This window comes from Mycolicibacterium arcueilense (assembly GCF_058536225.1).
The window spans coordinates 1,031,530-1,052,328 of sequence record NZ_JBZTYL010000007.1 but is presented as its reverse complement, the minus strand read 5'-3'; the positions used below and the strand labels follow the sequence as shown (position 1 = coordinate 1,052,328).

Here is a 20,799-nt window from a genome sequence, read left to right as displayed (position 1 = left end):
GAGGAATCGATGACAGATTACGAGACCATCAAATACGAGGTGGACGGCCACAAGGCCACCATCACCCTGAATCGGCCCGACGCGCTCAATGCGCTGTCGCCGCACATGATCACCGAATTGCGGGCTGCCTACGACGAAACCGAGAACGACGACAACGTCTGGCTGATGATCGTCACCGCCGCCGGCCGGGCCTTCTGCACCGGCGCCGACGTCAAGGAGATCCCCGGCGACGGAAAGGTCGTCAACGAGCGGCCCTACCTGTCCACGTACGAACAGTGGGAGGCGCCGCAGGAGGGCACCCCGCCGTTTCGCACCATGGCCAAGCCGGTCGTGGTGGCGATCAACGGAATCTGCTGCGGCGCCGGACTGGACTGGGTCACCACCGGTGACATCGTGATCGCCTCGGACAAGGCGACGTTCTTCGACCCGCACGTCAGCATCGGTCTGGTGGCCGCCCGCGAAATGGTGCGCCTGGCGCGGGCACTCCCCCGGTCGGTGGCGCTGCGGATGGCGCTGATGGGCAAGCACGAGCGCATGACCGTCGAGCGCGCGTACGAACTCGGGTTGATCACCGAGATCGTCGAGCACGACAAACTGCTGGAACGGGCCCACGAGATCGCCGACACCGTGTGTCTCAATGCCCCACTGGCGGTTCGCGGAACCCGACTGGCCATTCACAAGACCCTGGATCTGCCGCTGCACGAAGGAGAGATCCTGGCCGAGACGTTCCGCGAGCGGGTGGTCCGCACCGAAGATGCGCTCGAAGGACCGCGAGCCTTCGTCGAGAAGCGCAAGCCCAACTGGCAGGCGCGGTAACGGGCAATGGAGACGCTGCTCCTCGACTTCGACCACGAATCCCGGGTGGCCACGGTCACGCTGAACCGCCCCGACGCGCTGAACTCGTTCAACCGGGCCATGTGCAATGACATGCGCGACGCCTGGCATGCAATCAAGGACGACGAGGGCATCAACGCGGTGGTGCTACGGGCGGCCGGCGACCGGGCGTTCAGCGCCGGGCTGGACGTGAAATCAAGCTACGGACAGCCCGAGATCGTCTGGAACCACGAGGATCCCGGTGAACTGCTGAGCCCCAAGTGGCAGAAGATGTGGAAGCCGGTGGTCTGCGCGGTGCAGGGCATGTGCACCGCCGGGGCGCTGTACTTCGTCAACGAGGCCGACATCGTGATCTGCTCCCAGGAGGCCACCTTCTTCGATTCCCATGTCAGCGCCGGACTGGTCTCGGCGCTGGAGCCGATCGGCCTGATGCGCCGGGTCGGCCTCGGCGATACCTTGCGGATGGCGTTGATGGGCAACGACGAACGGGTAAGCGCCGAGACGGCTCTGCGCATCGGCCTGGTCACCGAAGTGGTGGCCAGAGATCAGCTGTGGGACCGCGCACACGAGATCGCCGCAACGATCGCGGCGAAACCGCCGACCGCCACCCAGGGCACGGTGAAGGCCATCTGGGAGTCCCTGGACAAGCCGTACCGTGCCGCGATGGACCAGGGCCTCATCTACACGCGACTGGGCAATCCGATCGCCAAGGCCGAGTTGGCCGAACGTCCCCTGCCCAAGACACAGCCCCGGATCCGCTGATGGCCCACCCGCTTTCACGGCGCATCGACGCGGTACTCGATCTCGATCCGGCCGCACCGGCCATCCAGTACGACGGCCAGTGGTCCACCTGGGGGCAGGTCGCGACGCTTGCGCGGCGTATCGGTGCATCGACAGCCGGCACGCGCGTCGGCATCCTCCTGCGCAACCAACCTGCGCACGTGGCAGCGCTACTCGGGGCGCTGGCCTCCGGCGGCACCGTCGTGGTGATCAATCCCTCCCGCGGCGACGAGCGCACCCGGGCCGACATCGAGACGCTCAACCTGCCGGTACTCGTCGGCCTGGCCGAGGACATCGCCGCGCTGGCCTCGCCCTCCCCCGTGACGACGACCGTCACGATTCGCGATCTCGATACCTCGCCGGAGGTGGTTACCGCCCCGGATCCGGCGCACGACGCCGGGCGCGCAGGGGTGGCGGTGTGGATGCTGACCAGCGGCACCACCGGCCCGCCCAAACGCGTGGACCTGACGTACGACATGCTCGCCCGCAGCGTCATCGGCCGCGAACCCGAAAACTCTCCGGCGCCAACCGAACTGCGACGTGGAGTGGCCATCGTCAACTCACCTCTGGTCCACGTCGGCGGCGTGTTCCGGGTCCTGTTGTGTATCGCCGAGGCACGGCCCTTCGTGCTGCTGCCCAAGTTCGAGCTCCAGCGCTGGGTCGACGCCGTGCGGGAGCACCAGCCGCGAGCGGTGTCACTGGTGCCGGCCGCACTGCGCATGGTGCTGCACTCCGATCTCACCCGCAACGACCTCGCCGGCATCCGCGCGGTCACCTCCGGCACCGCCCCACTGTCGGCCGACGATGCCGATGCGTTCACCGAGAAGTTCGGCATCCCGGTGCTGACCTCGTACGCCGCGACCGAGTTCGGTGGCGGGGTGGCGAGCTGGACGCTGGCCGATCACCAGAAACACTGGAAAGACAAGCGGGGCAGTGTCGGCCGCGCCAATCCGGGTGCCCGGCTGCGCGTCGTCGACGCGGACGGCAACCCGCTGGGGTCCGATGAGAAGGGGCTGTTGGAGGTCAAACCGGCGCAGTTCGACGCCGACGCGGACTGGATACGGACCACCGACCTCGCCCGCATCGATGCCGACGGATTCGTCTGGATACTCGGCCGCGCCGACCAGGCCATCATCCGCGGTGGATTCAAGGTGATGCCCGACGACGTGCGCACCGCCCTGGAGAGCCACCCCGCGGTGCGCGGCGCGGCGGTGATCGGCATTCCTGATGAGCGCCTCGGTGAGACACCGGTGGCGATGGTGGAGTTACGCATGCCTGCGCCCTCGACCGAACTCACCGATTATCTGCAGGGTCGGCTGGCGCGGTACGAGATCCCCACCAGGATCGCGATCGTGGACACCATCCCGCGTACGCCGTCGGGCAAGGCCGACCTGGGTGCCGTCCGCGAGCACTTCGCCACCGGTGGCTGACACGCTGGCCGGTCTGCTCGCCGGACTGCGCGACCGAGGCGATCATCCCCTGCTGATCTGCGACGACAGCCGGATCAGCTACGCAGCCGCCGAGAGCCGTTCGGCCTCGGTGGCTCGTGGCCTGATCCAGCTGGGGGTCGGCAAGGGCACACATGTCGGGCTGCTCTATCCGAACGGCGTCGACTTCGTGGTGGCCATGCTGGCCGCGGCGCGAATCGGCGCCGTCGTGGTGCCGTACTCCACGTTTCTCACCGCAGCCGAGCTGAAGACCCAACTGCGCGACAGCGATACCACGATCCTGATGTCGGCACGCTCCTACCGCAATCACGACTATGTGCAACGGCTTTCCGGTATCGACGGCCCGTGCCTGCGCCACGTGTTGTTCGAGATGCCCCACGCCGACGTTCCGGCACTGGCCGAGTTCGAAGACGACGTCGACGGCTGCGACCCGCTGGCCATCGTCTACACCTCCGGCTCGACCGGCCCGCCGAAAGGGGCCGTGCACACTCACGCATCGCTGATCGGCCATCAACGCAACCTCAACACGATCCGTGGGCTGATGAGCTCTGATCGGCTCTTCTGCAATTCACCGTTCTTCTGGATCGGAGGTTTCGCGTTCGGCCTGCTGGCCGCCGTGTCCGCCGGTGCCACCCTGATCTGCTCGAACGCCACCGACCCGGCGCTCACCCTCGACCTCATCGAGGCCGAGAGACCCACTGTGACCAATGGTTTCGTCGCCGGGATCGCGCATCTCACGCACCACCCGAGCTACTCCGGCCGGCGCTTCACGGCCCGTCGCGGCAACCTCTACCCGATCATGGCGCCCGATGTTCGGCCGCGGGATACCGAGCTGCGCCACAACATGCTCGGTATGACGGAATCTGGCAGCGTCGTGCTGCTCGACGGTGACGAGACCGATCAACCCGAGCACCGGCGCGGCAGCTATGGCAGGCCGGCGCCGGGGTTCGAGACCAAGCTGCTGCAGACGGGTGAACTGTGCATCCGCGGCCCTCACGTGATGCAGGGCTACTACGGACGCAGCAGAGAGGACTGTTTCGACCCCGACGGCTGGTTCCACACCGGGGACCTGGTGCGCGTGGATCGGGACGGATACTTCTACTTCCTCGGTCGCGCAGGCTCGATGATCAAGACGTCGGGTGCCAATGTGACACCCGGAGAGGTGGAAAAAGCCCTCGCGGCACTGGGGTTCAGCGCGCATGTGCTCGGTCTTCCCGACGCGGTGCGCGGCCAGACCGTCGCCGCCGTGATCGTCACTGAAACTCCGGTCGACTTCGACGCGATACGTCAGGCGCTACGCGACATGTTGTCGGCGTACAAGATCCCGCGGAAATTCGCCGTCTGCCCGCCCGCCGAGCTGCCCACGCTGTCGAGCGGCAAGGTCGACATGGCGGCATTGGTGAGGCTGTTCGATGCCTGACTCGCTGCTGCCGGACACCGTCGATGCGCTGCTGCGTCACCATGCGCCGTCCACCAAACCCATGGTGGTCGACCCGGACACCCGCATCAGTTACGCCGAACTCGACGCCGGTACCCGAGAGCTCGCGGCCGGGTTGATGTTGGCCGGGGTCAACAAGGGAACCCGGGTCGGTCTGATCATGCCCAACTGCGCCGACTGGGTACGGATTGCCCTGGCGATCACCAGAATCGGGGCAATCCTCGTGCCCCTGAGCACACTGCTGACCGACCGGGAACTCACAGCCCAGTTGCGGACCGCCTCCGTGCAGTACCTGATCGCCGTCGAACAATTCCGCGGTCGCCGTTACCCGCACGGTCCGGTGCCGTCGCTGCGCGAGACCTGGACCCCGGAGGACGTCTTCGCTTTCACCGGCACCGCACCGTTGCCGCCCGTACGGCCCAGCGACCCGCTGGTTGTCATGTTCACCTCGGGCAGCAGTGGCGCACCGAAAGGCGTCGTCCACTCCCATGCAAACGCCTTGGCTGCGACCCGTTCCGGTCTCGGCGCCCGGTGCATCACCGCCGAGACCCGCCTCTACCTGCCGATGCCGTTCTTCTGGGTCGGTGGCTTCGGCGCCGGCATCCTTTCGGCGCTGGTGGCCGGGGCCACCCTGGTGACCGAGCCAATTCCCGACCCCGAATCCACCCTGGAACTCCTTCAGCGTGAGCAGGTTACGTTGTTCCGCGGATGGCCCGGGCAGGCCGAATCCCTCGCACGTCATCCCACGAGCGCCGACCTCTCGACGCTACGACCCGGAAGCCTGGAGGCCCTGCTCCCGGTGCACCTGCGTGCTGAGCCCGGCGCGCGGGCGTCGCTGCTCGGGATGACGGAATCGTTCGGACCCTACTGTGGTTATCCGGCCGATGCCGACATGCCCCGTTCCGCGTGGGGCAGCTGTGGTAAACCGTTCCCGGGAATGGACATTCGCATCGTCGACACCGCCACCGGCACAACCCAGCCCACGGGCGTCACCGGTGAGATCCAGATCCGTGGGCGGCACGTCATGCGTGGAATCTGCCGACGCAGTCGCGAGGAAGTCTTCACCCCGGACGGCTACTACCCCACCGGCGATCTGGGCTACCTCGATCGCGACGGGTTCCTGTTCTACCGCGGCCGCTCCGATGACATGTTCAAAGTCAGTGGCGCCACGGTGTATCCGAGCGAAGTGCAGCGAGCGCTTCGGTCTCTTCCCGGAGTCCGCGCCGCCCATGTCGTGAATGTTCCCGATGGTCAGACCAATCGGGTCGGGGCAGTACTCGTCGGCGACGGCCTCGCGGCGGATGCGCTGCGCATCGCCGCGCGCGAGGTACTGAGTCCGTTCAAGGTGCCCACGCTGTGGCTGCTGCTGGCCGACGAAGACGCAGTGCCGCACGGAGCCACGGGGAAGGTCGACTATGCCGCACTCCGCGCCATGCTGAGGGAGGGTATCCGACGATGACCGCTGACATCTTCGAACTATTCCAGCTGATCGGATACCGCGATGCCGCCGGCGCGGACGACGAGGCGGTAGTCGATCTCCCGGTAGCCCCGCACGTGATCAACACTAACGGTGGCCTACAGGGCGGGCTGCTGGCCACCCTCGTCGACACCGCAGCCGGGAAGTTGGCAATGCGGCGACTGCCACCAGGTCACAGTGTCGTGACGTCGGACCTCAACCTGCGTTACCTACGGCCGGTCACCGACGGCGCCGCCAGAGCGGTGGCTCGAATTGTTCACGACGGCAAACGGTCCATGGTGGTGCAAGTCGAGATCCGCGCAATGCCAGATGATGACCTGGCCGTCATCGCCACGGTGAGTTTCGCGAAAATCCGGGCACGAACCGAAATCGCGACTCCGGACTAACGTCGTCGCCGCTGGTTCCACGGGGCCAGCAGCAGTCGGCACGCGTACCGCACATCGGCGACCGCACTGTCCGTGTCGAGTTGCCCTGCGGTGGCCCAGGTCAGGATGCCGTACATGCACTGCTCGACCATCCTGGTCAGTCGATGATCCTCGGCAGTCGGTTCGGCAATCCCTGCCACCGCCAGGATCCGTTCCCGCATGGACAGATCGGCAGGCGTATCGGCGGAGGACCGAATAGCGTTGATGGAGACCAGCATTGCCCTGGCCAACGGCGGCCGCGCCAGCAACCGCTCGGCGGCATCGCCCAGGAAGTCGCATATCGCCGCCACCGGATCGTCCGGAATGCCATCGGATTCCGGCATCGATCGAATGGACGCGTTGAGCGATGCGGCATAGAGGTGGTGCTTGGTCGGGTAATAGCGATAGAGCGTGCCGAGAGCAACGCCGGCCTCGGCGGCGATGTCGGACATCTGCACTCGCTCGAGTCCGTGCAGCGCCCCCAACCGGTCCGCCGCCCCAAGAATCGCGGCGTTACGCGCCTGCTGGCGGGGTGTCGACGCCTGCCCGGGTTTCCGGGGTGTTCCGATGCGCGCCATCCGGGCGAACTCCTCGTAAAACTAGAATTGCTTCTAGAAATCAGTACGCACTGATGCTACAACAGACTGGTGATCGAAGAAGGCTCCCAACTCGGCGCGACGGCGTTCGATGCTCAGAAGTATGGCCCGTGGGCCGTCATCACCGGCGGCTCGGAAGGGGTCGGAAGGTCCTTCGCGCTCCGGCTCGCCGCGGCAGGAGTGAACCTGCTGCTGGTCGCCCGCAAGTCCGGGCCGCTGGAAGAGTGCGCCGTACTCTGCCGCGCCCACGGCGTCGAGGTCCGCACCCTCAGTGCTGATCTCGCGGAGCCGTCCTCGGCTGACGCCGTGGCAGAAACGGTTGGGGACGTCGAGGTGGGCCTGCTGGTCCACAATGCGGGCGCGAACACCCACAGCGCACGGTTTCTCGACGGTGACCTCGCCGCGTTTCAGCGGGTCATCGACCTGAATATCACCACCCCGCTGGCCCTGGTCCATCATTTCGGGGCGGCGATGCGCAGCCGTCGCCGCGGGGGCATCCTGCTCGTCGGATCGATGGCCGGATACCTCGGCTCGAACCGGCACACGGTGTATGGCGGCGTCAAGGCCTTCGGCAGGATCTTCGCCGAAAGCCTGTGGCTGGAATTACGGGACGACGACGTCGACGTGCTCGAGCTCGTGCTGGGGGTGACCCGCACCCCGGCGATGGACCGGGTCGGGCTCAACTTCGACATCCCCGGCATGGTGGTGTCCGAGCCTGACGACGTCGCCGCCGAAGGTCTCGCCGCGCTCGGCCGGGGCCCCGTGCACGTCGTGTCGCAACATGCGAAAGTCGCTCATGCCCACAATGATCCGGACCGCGCCGCTGCCATCCTGCGTACCGACAAGATGATGCGGCAGCTGATGGGTTCAACAGAGAGGTCCGCACGGTGAAGCTCGGACTCTCCACGCCCGTCGTGATGCAGCACCCCGGTGAGTTCTCCCCGTGGGAAACCACCGCCGGCCCCGACGAGTTGTCATTGATCGCCGAGAAAGCAGAGGCTCTGGGGTTTCACCACATCACCTGTGCCGAGCACACCGGCATCCCGGCCTCAGCCGCGGCGGTGCGCGGGAAGGTGTACTGGGACCCGCTGGCCACCCTGTCCTTCCTGGCCGCCAGGACTCGACGGATCCGACTGGTCACCGCCGTTGTGGTACTTCCGTACCACCACCCGGTCGCGCTGGCCAAGAGCTACGGGACTCTCGACCGGCTCAGCGGTGGGCGAGTCGTCCTCGGCGTCGGGGTCGGATCGCTCACCGAGGAGTTCGAGTTGCTCGGCGCCCCTTGGGAAGGGCGTGGGGCCGCGGCCGACCGCGACATCGCCAGGCTGCGCGCCGCATGGGGACAGCCGGTGGTCGACGGGTTCGCCATCGAACCGCACGCCACCAGCACCGATCTCACGGTCTGGGTGGGCGGTCGCACCAAGCGCTCGCTGCGTCGAGCCGTCGAGTTGGGCAACGGATGGATGCCTTTCGGATTGCCGCCGGATGCAATTGCCGAGTTCCTCGCGCAGCGGCGGCCGCCGGAAGGTTTCGATGTCGTGCTGTCCCCGGGGGTGCCGCTGGACCCGCAAGGCGATCCGAACACCACCCACGCTCGGCTGAGTCGGTTGCGCGACGTCGGTGCCACGATCGCCAACTGCACACTGCAGGCCCGAAGCGCAGAGCATTTCTGCGATCAGCTCGAAGCCCTGCACACGATCGGCACCGAACTATGACTGATCCCTTCGAATCCCGGCTGCACGACCTGGAGCGACGCCTGCAGGAGCTGACCGACCAGGTCGAGGTGACGCAGCTGATCGCCTCCTACGGTCCCCTCGTCGACGCCGGTGCCGCCGACGACGTCGGGGCGTTATGGAGCGAGGACGGCAGCTACGACGTCGAGGACTGGCAGATGCTCAGCCGCGCCGACGTGGCCGCCATGGTGAACTCGGATGCGCATCAAACGCTCATCTCCCGAGGTGCCTGTCACTTTCTCGGTCCGGCTCGGGTCACCGTCGACGGCAATACCGCGGAGGCGGTGTGCGAATCACTGCTGGTGGTGCACCGCGACGGAAAGTGGATCGTCGCGCGCGCCGGTGCGAACCACTTCACGCTGGGTCGCATCGACGGCCGGTGGCAGATCGAGCGCCGCACCACACGCGCACTGAACGGAAGCCCCGAGGCGCGCGAACTGCTGCGCTAGACGATCGCGTTCGCCCGGAGTTCCACGATCTGCGTTGCGTCGTAACCGATCTCGCCCAGTACCTCGTCGGTGTGCTCGCCCAGCAGCGGGGCGCGCCGGCGGATCGTGCCGGGCGTCGCCGACATCCGGAACGGGGTTTCGATGATCGGCACGTCCCGGGAGGCCCCGGGGAACGGCATCCGCTGCAGGTAGCCCATGGCCTGCACATGCGGGTCATCGAGGACATCCTGGGTGGAATGCAACGGGGCAGCAGGCATTTTCGCCTTCTCCAGCAGCTCCAGCACCTGCGCCTTGGTCTTGTCGGCGCACCAGTCGGACATGATGTCGTTGAGGATGTCACCGTTGGCCCAGCGGATGTCGTCGTTGGCGAAACGTGGATCGTCGAACAGTTCCTCGCGCCCCACGAGCCGGCACCAGCGTTTGAACATGGGCTGTCCCGCGACCTGTAGCAGGACCCATTGATCGTCAGCGGTGCGATACAGGTCGCACGGCGCGACCGACGCCCCCTTGTTGCCCATCCTGGGCTTGTCGACCTGCAGCAGTTCGCGCTCGATCAAGAACGCGTTCGACAGCATCAGTGCGGTCGGTAGTAGGGCGCCCTCGACGTGCTGTCCCTCCCCTGTCTTGTCACGGTGATACAGCGCCATCATGACGCCGATCGCCAAGGTCAGCGCGGTCCCGAAATCCGCGTAGGGCACCACCGTTCGGATCGGCAGATCGGGCAGGCCCTGCCGGTAGACCGCACCCGACATCACCTGCCCGGCCCCGTCGAAACCGATCTTGCCGCTGTACGGGCCGCCCTCGCCGTAGGCGGTGGCGCTGGCCAGGATGATGTCGGGTTTGACCGCTTTGAGTGTCTCGTAATCCAGTCCGCTGGCCCGCATCCCGGCCGCAGGCATGTTGGCGATCACGATGTCGGCCTGCGCCACCAGACGTCGGGTGATCTCGGCGCCCTCGGCCGTGGTGGAGTCGAGCGTCAACGACCGCTTGTTGCGGTTGCACTGCAGGAACGTGCCGCCCTCACCGCCCTCGGTGACGGCCTGGACCCAACGGTCTTCCCCGCCTTCACGTTTCTCCACCCGCAGCACATCCGCGCCCATGTCGGCCAGGATCGCGCTGCACCACGGCGCGGCGATGAACCGGCCGTAGTCGAGCACCCGTATCCCGTCGAGAACCCCTGACATCCTCGCTCACCTTCCTTCGGGTCAAAATTCACCTCTACTCGAGCACGCCCAACCGGTCGAGGTGATCGCTCAACGGCCTGGAGGCCGCACACAGGTGCTCGGCCATGGCGTCGCGGGCCGCATCCCCGTCGCGCGCCTTGAGCGCGGCCAGGATCCGGCGGTGGTCATGAGTGGACTGCTCGGGCCAACCCTCGACCGTCGGATAAACCGATTCCAGTGCATACCGGGTGATCTGGGACATCAGCTGCGCCAGCTTGGGCGACTCGGCTGCCCGGTTGACGCCACGATGGAACGCGTGGTTGAGCCGGACCGCCGCCTCATGATCGTTGTCCGTGTAGGCAACCTCCAGCTCCCGCTGGATCCGGTCGAGCTCGCCGAGTTGACCGTCGGTGATCTGCCCAGCGGCGCGTGCCGCCAACTGCCCGCCGATGTGGGCCTGCACCCCGGCCACGTCGTCGATGTCCCGACGGGTGACCGGCAGCACCAGGAACCCACGCCGGGGCTGCTGCTTCAGCAGCCCCTCGGTGCGCAGGCCGAACAACGCCTCGCGCACCGGCGTCACGCTGATACCCAGCTCGGCTGCGAGCTGTTCGAGCCGGATGTAGTTCCCCGCCGGGTACGTGCCGTCGAAGATCCGCCGTCGAATCAGCCGGGCCACATCCTCGGCCAGCTGTGGGCGCGCAGCGAAATCGGGTATGGACACGGTTCAGACCCGATAGTCGGAGAGCAGCCGCTTGCTGATGATGTTCTTCTGGATCTCGCTGGTGCCCTCACCGATCAACAGGAACGGCGCGTCACGCATGAGCCGCTCGATCTCGTATTCCTTGGAATATCCATACCCGCCGTGGATCCGGAAGCTCTGCTGGGTGACCTCCGAACAGAACTCACTGGCGAGGTACTTGGCCATACCGGCGGCCACGTCGTTGCGTTCACCAGAGTCCTTGAGCCGGGCGGCGTTGACCATCATCAGATGTGCGGCCTCGACTTTGGTTGCCATCTCGGCCAATTGGAACGCCACCGCCTGGTGCTCGGCGATCGGCTTGCCGAAGGTCTCCCGCTGCTGCGCGTAGCGCACCGCCAGCTCGAACGCACGGATGCCCACACCGCAGGCACGCGCCGACACATTCACGCGACCGACCTCGACCCCGTCCATCATCTGGAAGAAACCCTGCCCGGTGACGCCGCCGAGAACGTCGTCGGCACTGGCCCGATAACCGTCGAAGACCAGCTCGGTGGTGTCGATCCCCTTGTAGCCGAGCTTGTCGAGCTTGCCCGGGATGGTCAGTCCCGGAACCACTTCACCGAAGCCGGTGGGCTTTTCGACCAGGAAGGCCGTCAAGTTGCGGTGCGGCTTGTCGGCACCCTCGTCGGTGCGCACCAGCGCGGCCACCAGGGTGGAACTACCGCCGTTGGTCAGCCACATCTTCTGACCGTCGATCGTGTACGTGCCGTCGTCGTTCTTCTTGGCCCGGGTCCGGATGGCCGCCACGTCCGAGCCGAGTTCGGGCTCGGACATCGAGAACGCCCCGCGAGTCTCGCCCGTGGCCATCCGCGGCAGGAAGTTCTGCTTCTGGGCGTCGGTTCCGTGCTGGCGGATCATGTACGCGACGATGAAGTGGGTGTTGATCACCCCGGACACGCTCATCCAGCCGCGGGCAAGTTCCTCGACGCACAACGCGTAGGTGAGTAGCGATTCCCCGAGCCCGCCGTACTCCTCGGGAATCATCAGCCCGAACAGGCCCATGTCCTTCATCTGGTCGACGATGGCCTGCGGATAGGTGTCGGAGTGTTCCAACTCCTGGGCAGTAGGAATGACCTCTTTGTCGACGAATTGCCGCACGGTCGAGACGATCTCGGTCTGGAACTCGGTAAGTCCCAGGGTCTGGGCAAGTCTGGTCACGATGCCACCCTCTCGAACACAGCGGCCAGCCCTTGGCCGCCGCCGATGCACATGGTCTCCAGGCCGTAGCGGGCCTGACGCCGATCCAGTTCCCGGGCCAGCGTGGCGAGCATCCGCCCGCCGGTCGCGCCGACCGGGTGTCCCAGCGAGATACCGGATCCCCGGACGTTGGTGCGCTCGAAGTCGGCCTCGCCGAACTTCCACTCCTTCATCACGGCCAGCGCCTGGGCGGCGAACGCCTCGTTCAGTTCAATGAGATCGATGTCGCTCAACTGCAGGTCGGCCTTGGCCAGGGCCGCCTCGGTGGCCGGGACCGGGCCGATGCCCATGACATTGGGCGCGACGCCCGCAGAACCCCACGACACCATGCGCACGAGTGGCCGCAGACCGAGCTCGGCGGCCTTCTCCGGGGTGGTCACGATACACATGGACGCGGCATCATTCTGGCCGCTGGAGTTGCCCGCGGTCACAGTCGACTCCGGATCCTGCTTGAGCAGAACGGGTTTGAGCTTGGCCAGGGCCTCGACCGTGGTGTCGGCACGCGGATGCTCATCGGTGTCGATGACGCTGTCGCCCTTACGTGAGCGGACCGTCACGGGAGTGATCTCCTCGGCCAGAACGCCGGATTCCTGGGCCGCCACGGCGCTGCGATGCGAGCGCACCGCGAGTTCGTCCTGCTCGGTGCGGGTGATGCCGTATTCACGACGCAGGTTCTCGGCGGTCTCCAGCATTCCGCCCGGCACCGGGTAGAACTGCCCGCCGGCAGTCGTACGTCCGCGCGCGAGCCCGTCGTGAATCTGGACGCCGCTGCGGGCCCCGCCCCACCGCATATCGGTGGAGTAGAACGCGACGTTGCTCATGCTCTCGGCACCGCCCGCGACCACCAGGTCGTTGTCTCCGCTGCGCACCTGTAGGCAGGCCTGGATCACGGCCTGCAGCCCGGAGCCACAGCGGCGGTCGACCTGCATACCGGGAACCGTCACCGGCAGGCCGGCGTCGAGCGCCACCACGCGTCCGATGGCCGGCGCCTCACTGTTGGGATAGCAGTGGCCGAGAATCACGTCCTGCACCTGCTCGGGTGCCACACCGGTGCGCTCCAGCAGACCCTTGAGTGCGGCGACACCGAGTTCCACGGCGGTAAGGGACGCATACATGCCGCCGTAGCGGCCGATCGGGGTGCGGACCGGTTCGCAGATGACCGCGTCGCGGGTCATACGTGCCGACCCCCGGTCACCTCGAGCACGGTGCCCGTCATGTACGACGACAGATCGCTGGCCAAGAACAGCGCAACCTTGGCCACTTCGTCGGGTTCCCCGGCGCGACCCATCGGGATCTCGGCCAGCTTCTGATCCCAGATCCGTTGCGGCATGGCCTCGGTCATCGCCGACCGGATCAACCCGGGCTGGATGGCGTTGACGCGGACACCGAGGTGCGCGAGCTCCTTGGCCGACGCCTTGGTCATCCCGACGATTCCTGCCTTGGCGGCCGAATAGTTGGTCTGGCCGACCAGGCCGACCTTGCCCGAGATCGAGGACATGTTCACGATCGCGCCGCGCTTGTTCTCGCGCATGATCGCCGCGGCCGACTTGGTGCCGTTCCAGGTGCCCTTCAGGTGCACGGCGATGACCTGGTCGAACTGCTCCTCGGTCATCTTGCGCAGCGTCGCGTCGCGCGTGATGCCGGCGTTGTTGACCATGATGTCCAGCCCGCCGAACCGCTCGACGGCGGCCTGCACGAGAGCCTCGACCTCAGCACCCGAGGTCACGTCACAACGCACTGCGGTCGCCACCTCGGGGCCGCCGAGTTCCTGGGCGGCCGCCTCGGTGGCTTCCAGGTTGACGTCACCGAGGACCACCCGGGCGCCCTCGCCGATGAAGCGTTTCGCGATGGCCAGGCCCAGACCCTGGGCACCGCCTGTCACCACTGCAGTCTGACCGGTCAGCAACGACACCTGATCACCTAACTTTCGATCGCGGGGGCTCTGTCTGGCCCAGATCATATTTCATATACGATATTGGAGATTCATCGCCCCCGCGGATTCCGCGCGACGAAATGGAGCTCACCTGTGACCACGACCGCGGCCACTTCCGAAGTCAGCGACGAGGACTTCGCCGAGATCCTGGCGCAGACCCGCAGCTTCATCCGCTCCGCCGTGGTGCCCCGCGAGAACGAGATCCTGGCCACCGACCAGGTACCCGACGACCTGCGCGAGCAGGCCAAGAACATGGGGTTGTTCGGTTACGCGATCCCCCAGCAATGGGGTGGCCTCGGCCTGAACCTGGCCCAAGATGTCGAACTGGCAATGGAATTCGGCTACACGTCGCTGGCATTGCGGTCGATGTTCGGCACCAACAACGGCATCGCCGGCCAGGTGCTGGTGGGGTTCGGCACCGATGAGCAGAAGACCCGGTGGCTGGAGGGCATCGCCTCCGGCGACGTCGTCGCCTCGTTCGCCCTGACCGAGCCCGGCGCCGGATCCAACCCGGCGGGCTTGCGCACCAAGGCCGTTCGTGACGGCGACGACTGGGTGATCGACGGCCAGAAGCGGTTCATCACCAACGCGCCCACCGCGAACCTGTTCGTCGTGTTCGCTCGCACCCGCCCCGCCGACGAAAACGGAGCAGGTATCGCTGTCTTTCTCGTGCCGGCCGACGCTGCCGGCGTCGAAGTCGGAGCCAAGGACGCCAAGATGGGCCAGGAGGGTGCCTGGACCGCAGACGTCAACTTCACCGGCGTTCGGGTGCCGAACAGTGCACTCGTCGGCGGTAGCGAAGACGTCGGCTACCGCGCCGCGATGACCTCCCTCGCCCGCGGCCGGGTCCACATCGCGGCGCTCGCGGTCGGGTCCGCTCAACGTGCACTCGACGAGTCAGTGGCCTACGCCGCCGCGGCCACCCAGGGTGGCCAGCCGATCGGCAGCTTCCAGTTGGTGCAGGCGATGATCGCCGACCAGCAGACGGGCGTGATGGCCGGACGCGCTTTGGTGCGCGACGCCGCCGCCAAGTGGGTGTCCGGCGAGGACCGCCGCATCGCGCCCTCGGCGGCCAAGCTCTTCTGCACCGAAATGGCAGGTAACGTCGCCGATCTCGCGGTGCAGATCCACGGCGGCACCGGCTACATGCGCGAGGTCCCGGTCGAGCGCATCTACCGCGAGGTCCGGCTGCTGCGCCTGTATGAAGGCACCAGCGAGATCCAGCGACTCATCATCGGCGGCGGCCTGGTCAAGGCCGCCCAACGCCAGCTCTGAAACCACACACCCACAAGGAGAATCCATGACCGAGAGGCTCGCCGGAAAGGTCGCCTTCATCACCGGAGCTGCCCGCGGACAGGGACGCGCGCATGCGATCCGGATGGCCAACGAGGGCGCCGACATCATCGCGGTCGACATCGCCGCGCCGCTGCCCCCGAGCGTGCCCTATGACTCGGCGACTCCCGAGGATCTGGCCGAAACCGTGCGCCTGGTCGAGGCCACCGGCAAGCGGATCATCGCCACCGCCGCCGACACCCGCGATCACGACGCGCTGCGCACCATCGTCGGTAAGGGTGTCGCCGAGTTCGGCCGCCTCGATGTCATCGTCGCCAATGCGGGCATCACGGTGCCCGAGCCGTGGAACGAGACCACCCCCGAATCCTTCCGGGACGTCATGGACATCAACGTCACCGGCACCTGGAACACCGTGATGGCCGGTGCCCAGCACATCATCGACGGCGGCCGCGGCGGGTCGATCATCCTGATCAGCTCCGCTGCCGGGATCAAGATGCAGCCGTTCATGGTGCACTACACCGCCAGCAAGCACGCCGTCGCGGGTATGGCCCGGGCGTTCGCCGCCGAGTTGGGCAAGCACAAGATCCGGGTGAACAGCCTGCATCCAGGTGCGGTCAACACTCCGATGGGCACCGGCGACATGCTGGCCGCGCTCAACCGGGCCAACGACACCAACCCCGGCCTGATGCAGATGGTGACCCCGTTCCTGCCGGACTACATCGCCGAACCTGAGGACATCGCCGACGCGGCAATCTGGCTTGCAAGCGACGAGTCACGGTATGTCACGGCCAGCCGAGTCGCCGTCGATCTGGGCTCCACCCAGTTCTAGGCCGACATGTCCAGCCCGACAAGCACGGACTTCGCCGACAGGCTGGCCACCGGGCTGAAGGCGTACGGTGACCGGCCGTTCATCGAATTCGCCCGAAAGTGGTACTCGGGCAATGAGATCACGCAGTTCATCGAACAGATCTCGGCAGCATTGGACGAGGCCCGAGTGCTGCCGGGCGAACCGGTCGGCATCGTCGTGCGTAACCGGATTGCCCACGCGGCGACGATCCTCGGGTTCATCGCGACGCGACGCCCGGTGGTGATGATCTACTCCTACCAGTCCGCCACGGCGATCGCGCGGGACGTCGAGAGATTGGCGCTGCCGGCGGTTCTCGCCGATGTCGATGACTGGACACCGGAGTTGCATGGCGCGGTGGCCTCGTCGGGCTCGGCCGGGCTCGTGCTGTCCGGCGATCCGCTCCGCGTCGGTGTGACGGCGATGCGGCAGCCCGGCAGCCGACACGACCCGACGCTGGAAAAGTCCGGCCTGCACATCCTGACCAGTGGCACCACCGGTCCGCCCAAGCGAATACCGGTCGCCACCAACGTGCTTGAGCACACCGTCCTGAGCATGACGATCGGTGCGGGTACCGAAGTGGTCGGAGCGGACACCCCGCCGGCGTTGGTGTACTGGCCGTTCGGCAGCATCGGAGTCTGCCAGTTGCTGGCCGCGCCGTGCGCCGGTAAGCGCATGGTGTTGCTGGAGAAGTTCAGCGTCCCCGAATGGGTCGACGCGATCAAGACCTACCAAATCACCCGCGCGGGTGTGCAGCCCGCGATCCTGCGCATGCTGCTTCAGGCCGACGTTCCGCGCGAGGACCTGGCGTCGTTGGAGGGACTCTCGGGCGGTTCCGGGCCGTTGGAGCCGGAATTGCGGGCGGAGTTCGAAGGGCGTTACGGGATCCCCTTGTTGTGGGCCTACGGGGCAACCGAATTCGCCGGATCGGTGTGCAGCTGGACACCTGAGCTGCATCGCCGTTACGGCGCGGACAAACCAGACAGCGTCGGGCGACCGCTGCCCGGCGTGCGCGTCCGCATCGTCGACCCCGACACCGCCGCCGAAGTGCCTGCCGGGACCGTCGGTGTGCTCGAAGCCGCCGTCGCCGTCATCGGGCGGGACTGGATACGCACCACCGACCTGGCGTCGATGGACGAGGACGGGTTCGTCACGCTGCACGGGCGCGGCGACGGCGCCATCAACCGCGGCGGCTTCAAGATCCTGCCCGAAACGGTTCGGCGGGTTCTGATCTCACATCCCAGTGTGCTCGACGCCTGCGTCGTGGGAGTTCCGGATGCTCGCCTGGGCGCGGTTCCGTTCGCCGCGGTCGAGCTACGGCGGGATGCGGCGGCACCCACCGAGGCCGAGCTGAAGGACCTGGTGCGCGAGGAACTGCCCAGCCATCACGTGCCGGTGGCCGTGGCGGTGGTCGATGCACTCCCCCGCAATGCCGCCCTCAAGGTGCGGCCGGGCGACGTCGCGGCGCTGTACCGCACGTAACTTCTGCCCGCGAGCAGACATAAAACTGCCCATTTGGCAACGAAATTGGGCAGTTTTATGTCTGCTCGCCGGACGGCATCAAGCCGAACCCAGTGTCCGGTTCAGGAAGCTCAGCTGATCCTCGGCGGCGGTGTCGAACCAGTCGTGCCCCGGCCACACGTCGAAGTGGTCGCACGGATAATGATGGACCTGGGCCCTGGCCTGGACGGCCGTCTTCATCACCGAGTTGGCCGGCACGAACCGGTCGAAGTCCGCGATCTGAATCAGCACAGGGCATTTCAGCGCCTTGGCCGCAGCACCGGTGCGGATCTGCACCAGCTCCATGCCGATGGCCGAATCGACCTCGTTGCGCCACGTCGGCCCGGCGATCGCACGGTAGCTTTCATAGGCCCCGTCGAGCGCGAGCGCTCCCGCCTCCCCTGGCTTGGCCGCCAGCGGCATCAGCGTCGGCTGCCGGCCCGCTGCCACGGCCACGCGACTCTTCACGCCGGCCACGGTCCAGCGCAGTGCCGACGCGACGTCGCGGTGCGCCACGGCCGCGCGGCTGGCAGCCAGCCCGCTGGTCAACGGAGTCATGCCGATCACCGCAGCCACGTCAGCGCACTGCGCGGCCACCCGCAGCACGTGGCTGCCCGAGAACGACGACCCCCACAGCACGACCCGCCGACGGTCCACACCCGGCAGTCGTTGGGCGGCCGCGATGGCCGCGCCGTAATCCGCCATCTGACGTTCGACCGAAACACTCTGCCGCGGTTGCCCTTCAGAGGCACCGAAGCCCCGGTAATCGAAGGCCACCACATCCAGGCCGCCGGCACTGAAGCGTTCCGCGAAGGGCTGCAGCCCGGAGTCCTTGGTGCCGCCGAAGCCGTGCGCCATCACCACGACCGGGCGGCCCTCCGGTCCGGCGAAGCCGTCGCCGGCAGCCTGGAAGTGCCACGCACTGCACCGGTCACCGGCCGAGTGGAACGTCAGCTCGGTGTAGGTCATGCGATCACCCCCGCGGTCACGCCGGCACCATCTGCCGCACGCTTGGCGCCCGCGGGTAGTTCGCGCACCCGGATATCGTGCTCGTAGTAGAAGTAGTCCACCTGCTGGGTGTGTCGGGGCCGGTCCGTGCAGTGTCCGCCGTGCAGTTGCTGATCGGCGTCGATCACCCGCTCCATCTCGGCCGTCGGCGGTAGGGCGTAACGGCCGACCGCGTAGGCCGCGAGCAGTCGCGACTGGCACTCGACGAACGGGAACAACGTCGGAATCGCCTGGGCGAAACCCATGAACACCAGATCATCGATACCCGGTTTGAACATCCGCTTGTAGAGGCGGATGTGGTTGCCGGGCGCATCGACGACGTCGGGGTCGAAAAAGGGGAAGGTGATGTTGTAGCCCGTCGCGTACACGATCACGTCGAAGACGTCGCTGGACCCGTCCTCGAAGTGCACGGTGTCACCGTCCAAACGGGAAACGTTCGGCTTCGGAACGACATCGCCGGACCCGAGTCGTAACGGCAACTCGACCGACTGGGTCGGGTGCGCTTCGAACAGCTTGTGGTTCGGGGCCGGCAGCCCGTACATGGTCGGATCGGTGCCGAGCATCGGCCCGATCAACTGGACCATCTTGCGCTGCCACGACAACGGCAGGTAGGGATTGGTGCGGAAGTATTTGTCACCCGGTTGTCCCGCAATGTATTTCGGCACGATCCAGGCGCTCGACCGGGTGGACAACGTCACCTGGTTCTGCAGGGAACCCGACGAAATTTCAACTGCGATGTCGGCGGCACTGTTCCCGATGCCCACCACCAGGATCCGTTTGCCGGTCAGCTCGAGTGGTTCTCTCGGATCGATGTAGTGGTGCGAGTGGATCTGCTCACCGGTAAAGGTCCCGGGGAACTCCGGCAGTCGGGGGTCCCAATGGTGGCCGTTGGCGACGACGAGCAGATCGAACTCGCGGCGGGCGCCGGCCTGATCCTCGATCTCCCAACCGCCCCCGTCGACCCGCTTCGCGTGCACCACCCCGTTGCCGAACTCGATGTTCTCCAACAGCCCGAAGGCATTCGCATAGGCGTCCAGATAGGCCTTGATGTCGGAGTGGTGCGGGAACGACGGGAAGTGCTCGGGGATCGGAAAATCCTTGAACGACAACCGATGCTTGCTGGTGTCGATGTGCAGCGAGCGGTACGCGCTGCTGTGGCCGTTCGGATTGCCGAAGGCCCAGTTTCCACCGATGCGGTCCGACGTCTCGAACGTGGTGTACGGGACCCGGTAGTCCTTGAGCATCTTTCCGGCGGTGAGCCCGCTGATACCCGAGCCGATGATCGCGGTCCGCGGCAGTGAACGCTGCAAAACAGTGCTCCTTCACATTGTGATGCAGAACACTAGCAGCGGCCTTTGACGGGCGTCAATGAATTCTGACAACTGTCAGAAACGCCACGAGCAGACGCTTATGTACCCGAAATAGCGAGTTGGCGGGTACGGCAGCGTCTGCTCGGCGAGGAAATGTCAGCGGCAGTAACTCAGCCGATGAAGCGGACGATCGACTCGGCGACCGCAGCGGGCTTCTCGGAGCCCTCGATCTCGACCGTCACCGTCATGGTGGCCTGCACCGCGCCGTCGAGCTGTGCGACGTCGGAGATCGCCGCACGTGCCCGCACGTTGGCCCCGACCCGCACCGGCGTGATGAACCGAACCTTGTTGTAGCCGTAGTTGACCGCCAACTTCACATTGTCGACGCGGTACAGCTGATGGGTGAAGTGCGGCAGCAACGACAGAGTCAGCAGGCCGTGCGCGATGGCGCCGCCGAACGGTCCACCGGCCGCCCGCTCCGGATCGACGTGAATCCACTGATGGTCGTCGGTCGCGTCGGCGAACAGATTCACCCGCTCCTGGGTGATCTCCATCCAGTCCGTCGGGCCGAGCTCGCTGCCCGCTGCCGCCACGAACTCGTCAAGACCATTGAAGATTTTCACGCTCAC

Annotated in this window: 21 protein-coding genes; 12 read left to right on the top strand and 9 right to left on the bottom strand. The window is 66.5% G+C overall.

Annotation, left to right across the window (positions count from 1 at the left end; all coding sequences use genetic code 11):
• Positions 1-9: 9 nt before the first annotated feature.
• The 6 genes from AC4LGL_RS09295 to AC4LGL_RS09270 are packed head-to-tail and all read left to right on the top strand — an operon-like array spanning position 10 to position 6,363.
• On the top strand, positions 10-816 hold the full coding sequence (locus tag AC4LGL_RS09295; RefSeq protein ID WP_491838452.1) for an enoyl-CoA hydratase/isomerase family protein: 807 nt from the start codon (positions 10-12) through the stop codon (positions 814-816).
• A 6-nt stretch (positions 817-822) separates the two neighbouring features.
• Positions 823-1,596 carry an enoyl-CoA hydratase/isomerase family protein gene (locus tag AC4LGL_RS09290; RefSeq protein ID WP_491838451.1) on the top strand — a complete coding sequence of 258 codons (774 nt, stop codon included), beginning with the start codon at positions 823-825 and terminating at the stop codon, positions 1,594-1,596.
• Positions 1,596-3,044 carry a class I adenylate-forming enzyme family protein gene (locus tag AC4LGL_RS09285; RefSeq protein ID WP_491838450.1) on the top strand — a complete coding sequence of 483 codons (1,449 nt, stop codon included), beginning with the start codon at positions 1,596-1,598 and terminating at the stop codon, positions 3,042-3,044. Before AC4LGL_RS09290 ends, AC4LGL_RS09285 begins: the two co-directional genes overlap by 1 nt.
• Positions 3,037-4,482: a class I adenylate-forming enzyme family protein gene (locus AC4LGL_RS09280; RefSeq protein WP_491838449.1), complete on the top strand. Its 1,446-nt coding sequence runs from the start codon at positions 3,037-3,039 to the stop codon at positions 4,480-4,482. Before AC4LGL_RS09285 ends, AC4LGL_RS09280 begins: the two co-directional genes overlap by 8 nt.
• Entirely contained in the window at positions 4,475-5,959 is a 1,485-nt protein-coding gene (locus tag AC4LGL_RS09275) for a class I adenylate-forming enzyme family protein (RefSeq protein WP_491838448.1), read from the top strand. The genes AC4LGL_RS09280 and AC4LGL_RS09275 overlap by 8 nt, the downstream gene beginning before the upstream one ends.
• A complete protein-coding gene (locus AC4LGL_RS09270; protein ID WP_491838447.1) occupies positions 5,956-6,363 on the top strand; it encodes a PaaI family thioesterase in 408 nt (135 codons plus the stop codon). Before AC4LGL_RS09275 ends, AC4LGL_RS09270 begins: the two co-directional genes overlap by 4 nt.
• On the opposite strand, the gene AC4LGL_RS09265 is transcribed toward AC4LGL_RS09270, so the two are convergent.
• Positions 6,360-6,959, bottom strand: a complete 600-nt coding sequence (locus AC4LGL_RS09265) for a TetR/AcrR family transcriptional regulator (protein WP_491838446.1) — start codon at positions 6,957-6,959, stop codon at positions 6,360-6,362. The genes AC4LGL_RS09270 and AC4LGL_RS09265 overlap by 4 nt on opposite strands.
• Before the next feature lie 69 nt (positions 6,960-7,028).
• Between AC4LGL_RS09265 and AC4LGL_RS09260 the strand changes: the two genes are divergently transcribed.
• The 3 genes from AC4LGL_RS09260 to AC4LGL_RS09250 are packed head-to-tail and all read left to right on the top strand — an operon-like array spanning position 7,029 to position 9,159.
• Positions 7,029-7,868 carry an SDR family NAD(P)-dependent oxidoreductase gene (locus AC4LGL_RS09260; protein WP_491838445.1) on the top strand — a complete coding sequence of 280 codons (840 nt, stop codon included), beginning with the start codon at positions 7,029-7,031 and terminating at the stop codon, positions 7,866-7,868.
• Positions 7,865-8,692 (top strand): TIGR03619 family F420-dependent LLM class oxidoreductase, encoded by an 828-nt coding sequence (locus AC4LGL_RS09255; protein WP_491838444.1) that lies wholly within the window; start codon positions 7,865-7,867, stop codon positions 8,690-8,692. The genes AC4LGL_RS09260 and AC4LGL_RS09255 overlap by 4 nt, the downstream gene beginning before the upstream one ends.
• Positions 8,689-9,159, top strand: a complete 471-nt coding sequence (locus AC4LGL_RS09250) for a nuclear transport factor 2 family protein (RefSeq protein ID WP_491838443.1) — start codon at positions 8,689-8,691, stop codon at positions 9,157-9,159. Before AC4LGL_RS09255 ends, AC4LGL_RS09250 begins: the two co-directional genes overlap by 4 nt.
• On the opposite strand, the gene AC4LGL_RS09245 is transcribed toward AC4LGL_RS09250, so the two are convergent.
• The 5 genes from AC4LGL_RS09245 to fabG are packed head-to-tail and all read right to left on the bottom strand — an operon-like array spanning position 9,156 to position 14,242.
• Positions 9,156-10,343 (bottom strand): CaiB/BaiF CoA transferase family protein, encoded by a 1,188-nt coding sequence (locus AC4LGL_RS09245; RefSeq protein WP_491838442.1) that lies wholly within the window; start codon positions 10,341-10,343, stop codon positions 9,156-9,158. The two genes, AC4LGL_RS09250 and AC4LGL_RS09245, sit on opposite strands and share 4 nt — an antisense overlap.
• Positions 10,344-10,377: 34 nt before the next feature.
• Complete coding sequence (locus tag AC4LGL_RS09240) at positions 10,378-11,046, bottom strand: GntR family transcriptional regulator (RefSeq protein WP_491838441.1); 669 nt, start codon at positions 11,044-11,046, stop codon at positions 10,378-10,380.
• A 3-nt stretch (positions 11,047-11,049) separates the two neighbouring features.
• Complete coding sequence (locus tag AC4LGL_RS09235; protein WP_491838440.1) at positions 11,050-12,243, bottom strand: acyl-CoA dehydrogenase family protein; 1,194 nt, start codon at positions 12,241-12,243, stop codon at positions 11,050-11,052.
• Positions 12,240-13,457 (bottom strand): acetyl-CoA C-acetyltransferase, encoded by a 1,218-nt coding sequence (locus tag AC4LGL_RS09230; protein WP_491838439.1) that lies wholly within the window; start codon positions 13,455-13,457, stop codon positions 12,240-12,242. Before AC4LGL_RS09230 ends, AC4LGL_RS09235 begins: the two co-directional genes overlap by 4 nt.
• A complete protein-coding gene (gene fabG / locus AC4LGL_RS09225; protein ID WP_064886168.1) occupies positions 13,454-14,242 on the bottom strand; it encodes a 3-oxoacyl-ACP reductase FabG in 789 nt (262 codons plus the stop codon). The genes AC4LGL_RS09230 and fabG overlap by 4 nt, the downstream gene beginning before the upstream one ends.
• A 66-nt stretch (positions 14,243-14,308) precedes the next feature.
• On the opposite strand from fabG, the gene AC4LGL_RS09220 reads away from it, so the two are divergent.
• The 3 genes from AC4LGL_RS09220 to AC4LGL_RS09210 are packed head-to-tail and all read left to right on the top strand — an operon-like array spanning position 14,309 to position 17,834.
• Positions 14,309-15,490 carry an acyl-CoA dehydrogenase family protein gene (locus AC4LGL_RS09220; protein WP_491838438.1) on the top strand — a complete coding sequence of 394 codons (1,182 nt, stop codon included), beginning with the start codon at positions 14,309-14,311 and terminating at the stop codon, positions 15,488-15,490.
• Positions 15,491-15,515: 25 nt separating this feature from the next.
• Positions 15,516-16,337, top strand: a complete 822-nt coding sequence (locus AC4LGL_RS09215; protein ID WP_055112423.1) for a mycofactocin-coupled SDR family oxidoreductase — start codon at positions 15,516-15,518, stop codon at positions 16,335-16,337.
• Between the two features lie 6 nt (positions 16,338-16,343).
• Positions 16,344-17,834, top strand: a complete 1,491-nt coding sequence (locus AC4LGL_RS09210) for a class I adenylate-forming enzyme family protein (RefSeq protein ID WP_491838437.1) — start codon at positions 16,344-16,346, stop codon at positions 17,832-17,834.
• A gap of 78 nt (positions 17,835-17,912) precedes the next feature.
• Here AC4LGL_RS09210 and AC4LGL_RS09205 read toward each other — a convergent pair whose 3' ends face one another.
• The 3 genes from AC4LGL_RS09205 to AC4LGL_RS09195 all read right to left on the bottom strand — a co-directional run bounded on the left by AC4LGL_RS09205 (position 17,913) and on the right by AC4LGL_RS09195 (position 20,793).
• Positions 17,913-18,821: an alpha/beta hydrolase gene (locus tag AC4LGL_RS09205; RefSeq protein ID WP_491838436.1), complete on the bottom strand. Its 909-nt coding sequence runs from the start codon at positions 18,819-18,821 to the stop codon at positions 17,913-17,915.
• Positions 18,818-20,170 (bottom strand): flavin-containing monooxygenase, encoded by a 1,353-nt coding sequence (locus tag AC4LGL_RS09200; protein ID WP_491838435.1) that lies wholly within the window; start codon positions 20,168-20,170, stop codon positions 18,818-18,820. Before AC4LGL_RS09200 ends, AC4LGL_RS09205 begins: the two co-directional genes overlap by 4 nt.
• Positions 20,171-20,340: 170 nt before the next feature.
• On the bottom strand, positions 20,341-20,793 hold the full coding sequence (locus AC4LGL_RS09195; RefSeq protein WP_491838434.1) for a MaoC family dehydratase: 453 nt from the start codon (positions 20,791-20,793) through the stop codon (positions 20,341-20,343).
• Positions 20,794-20,799: the final 6 nt, after the last annotated feature.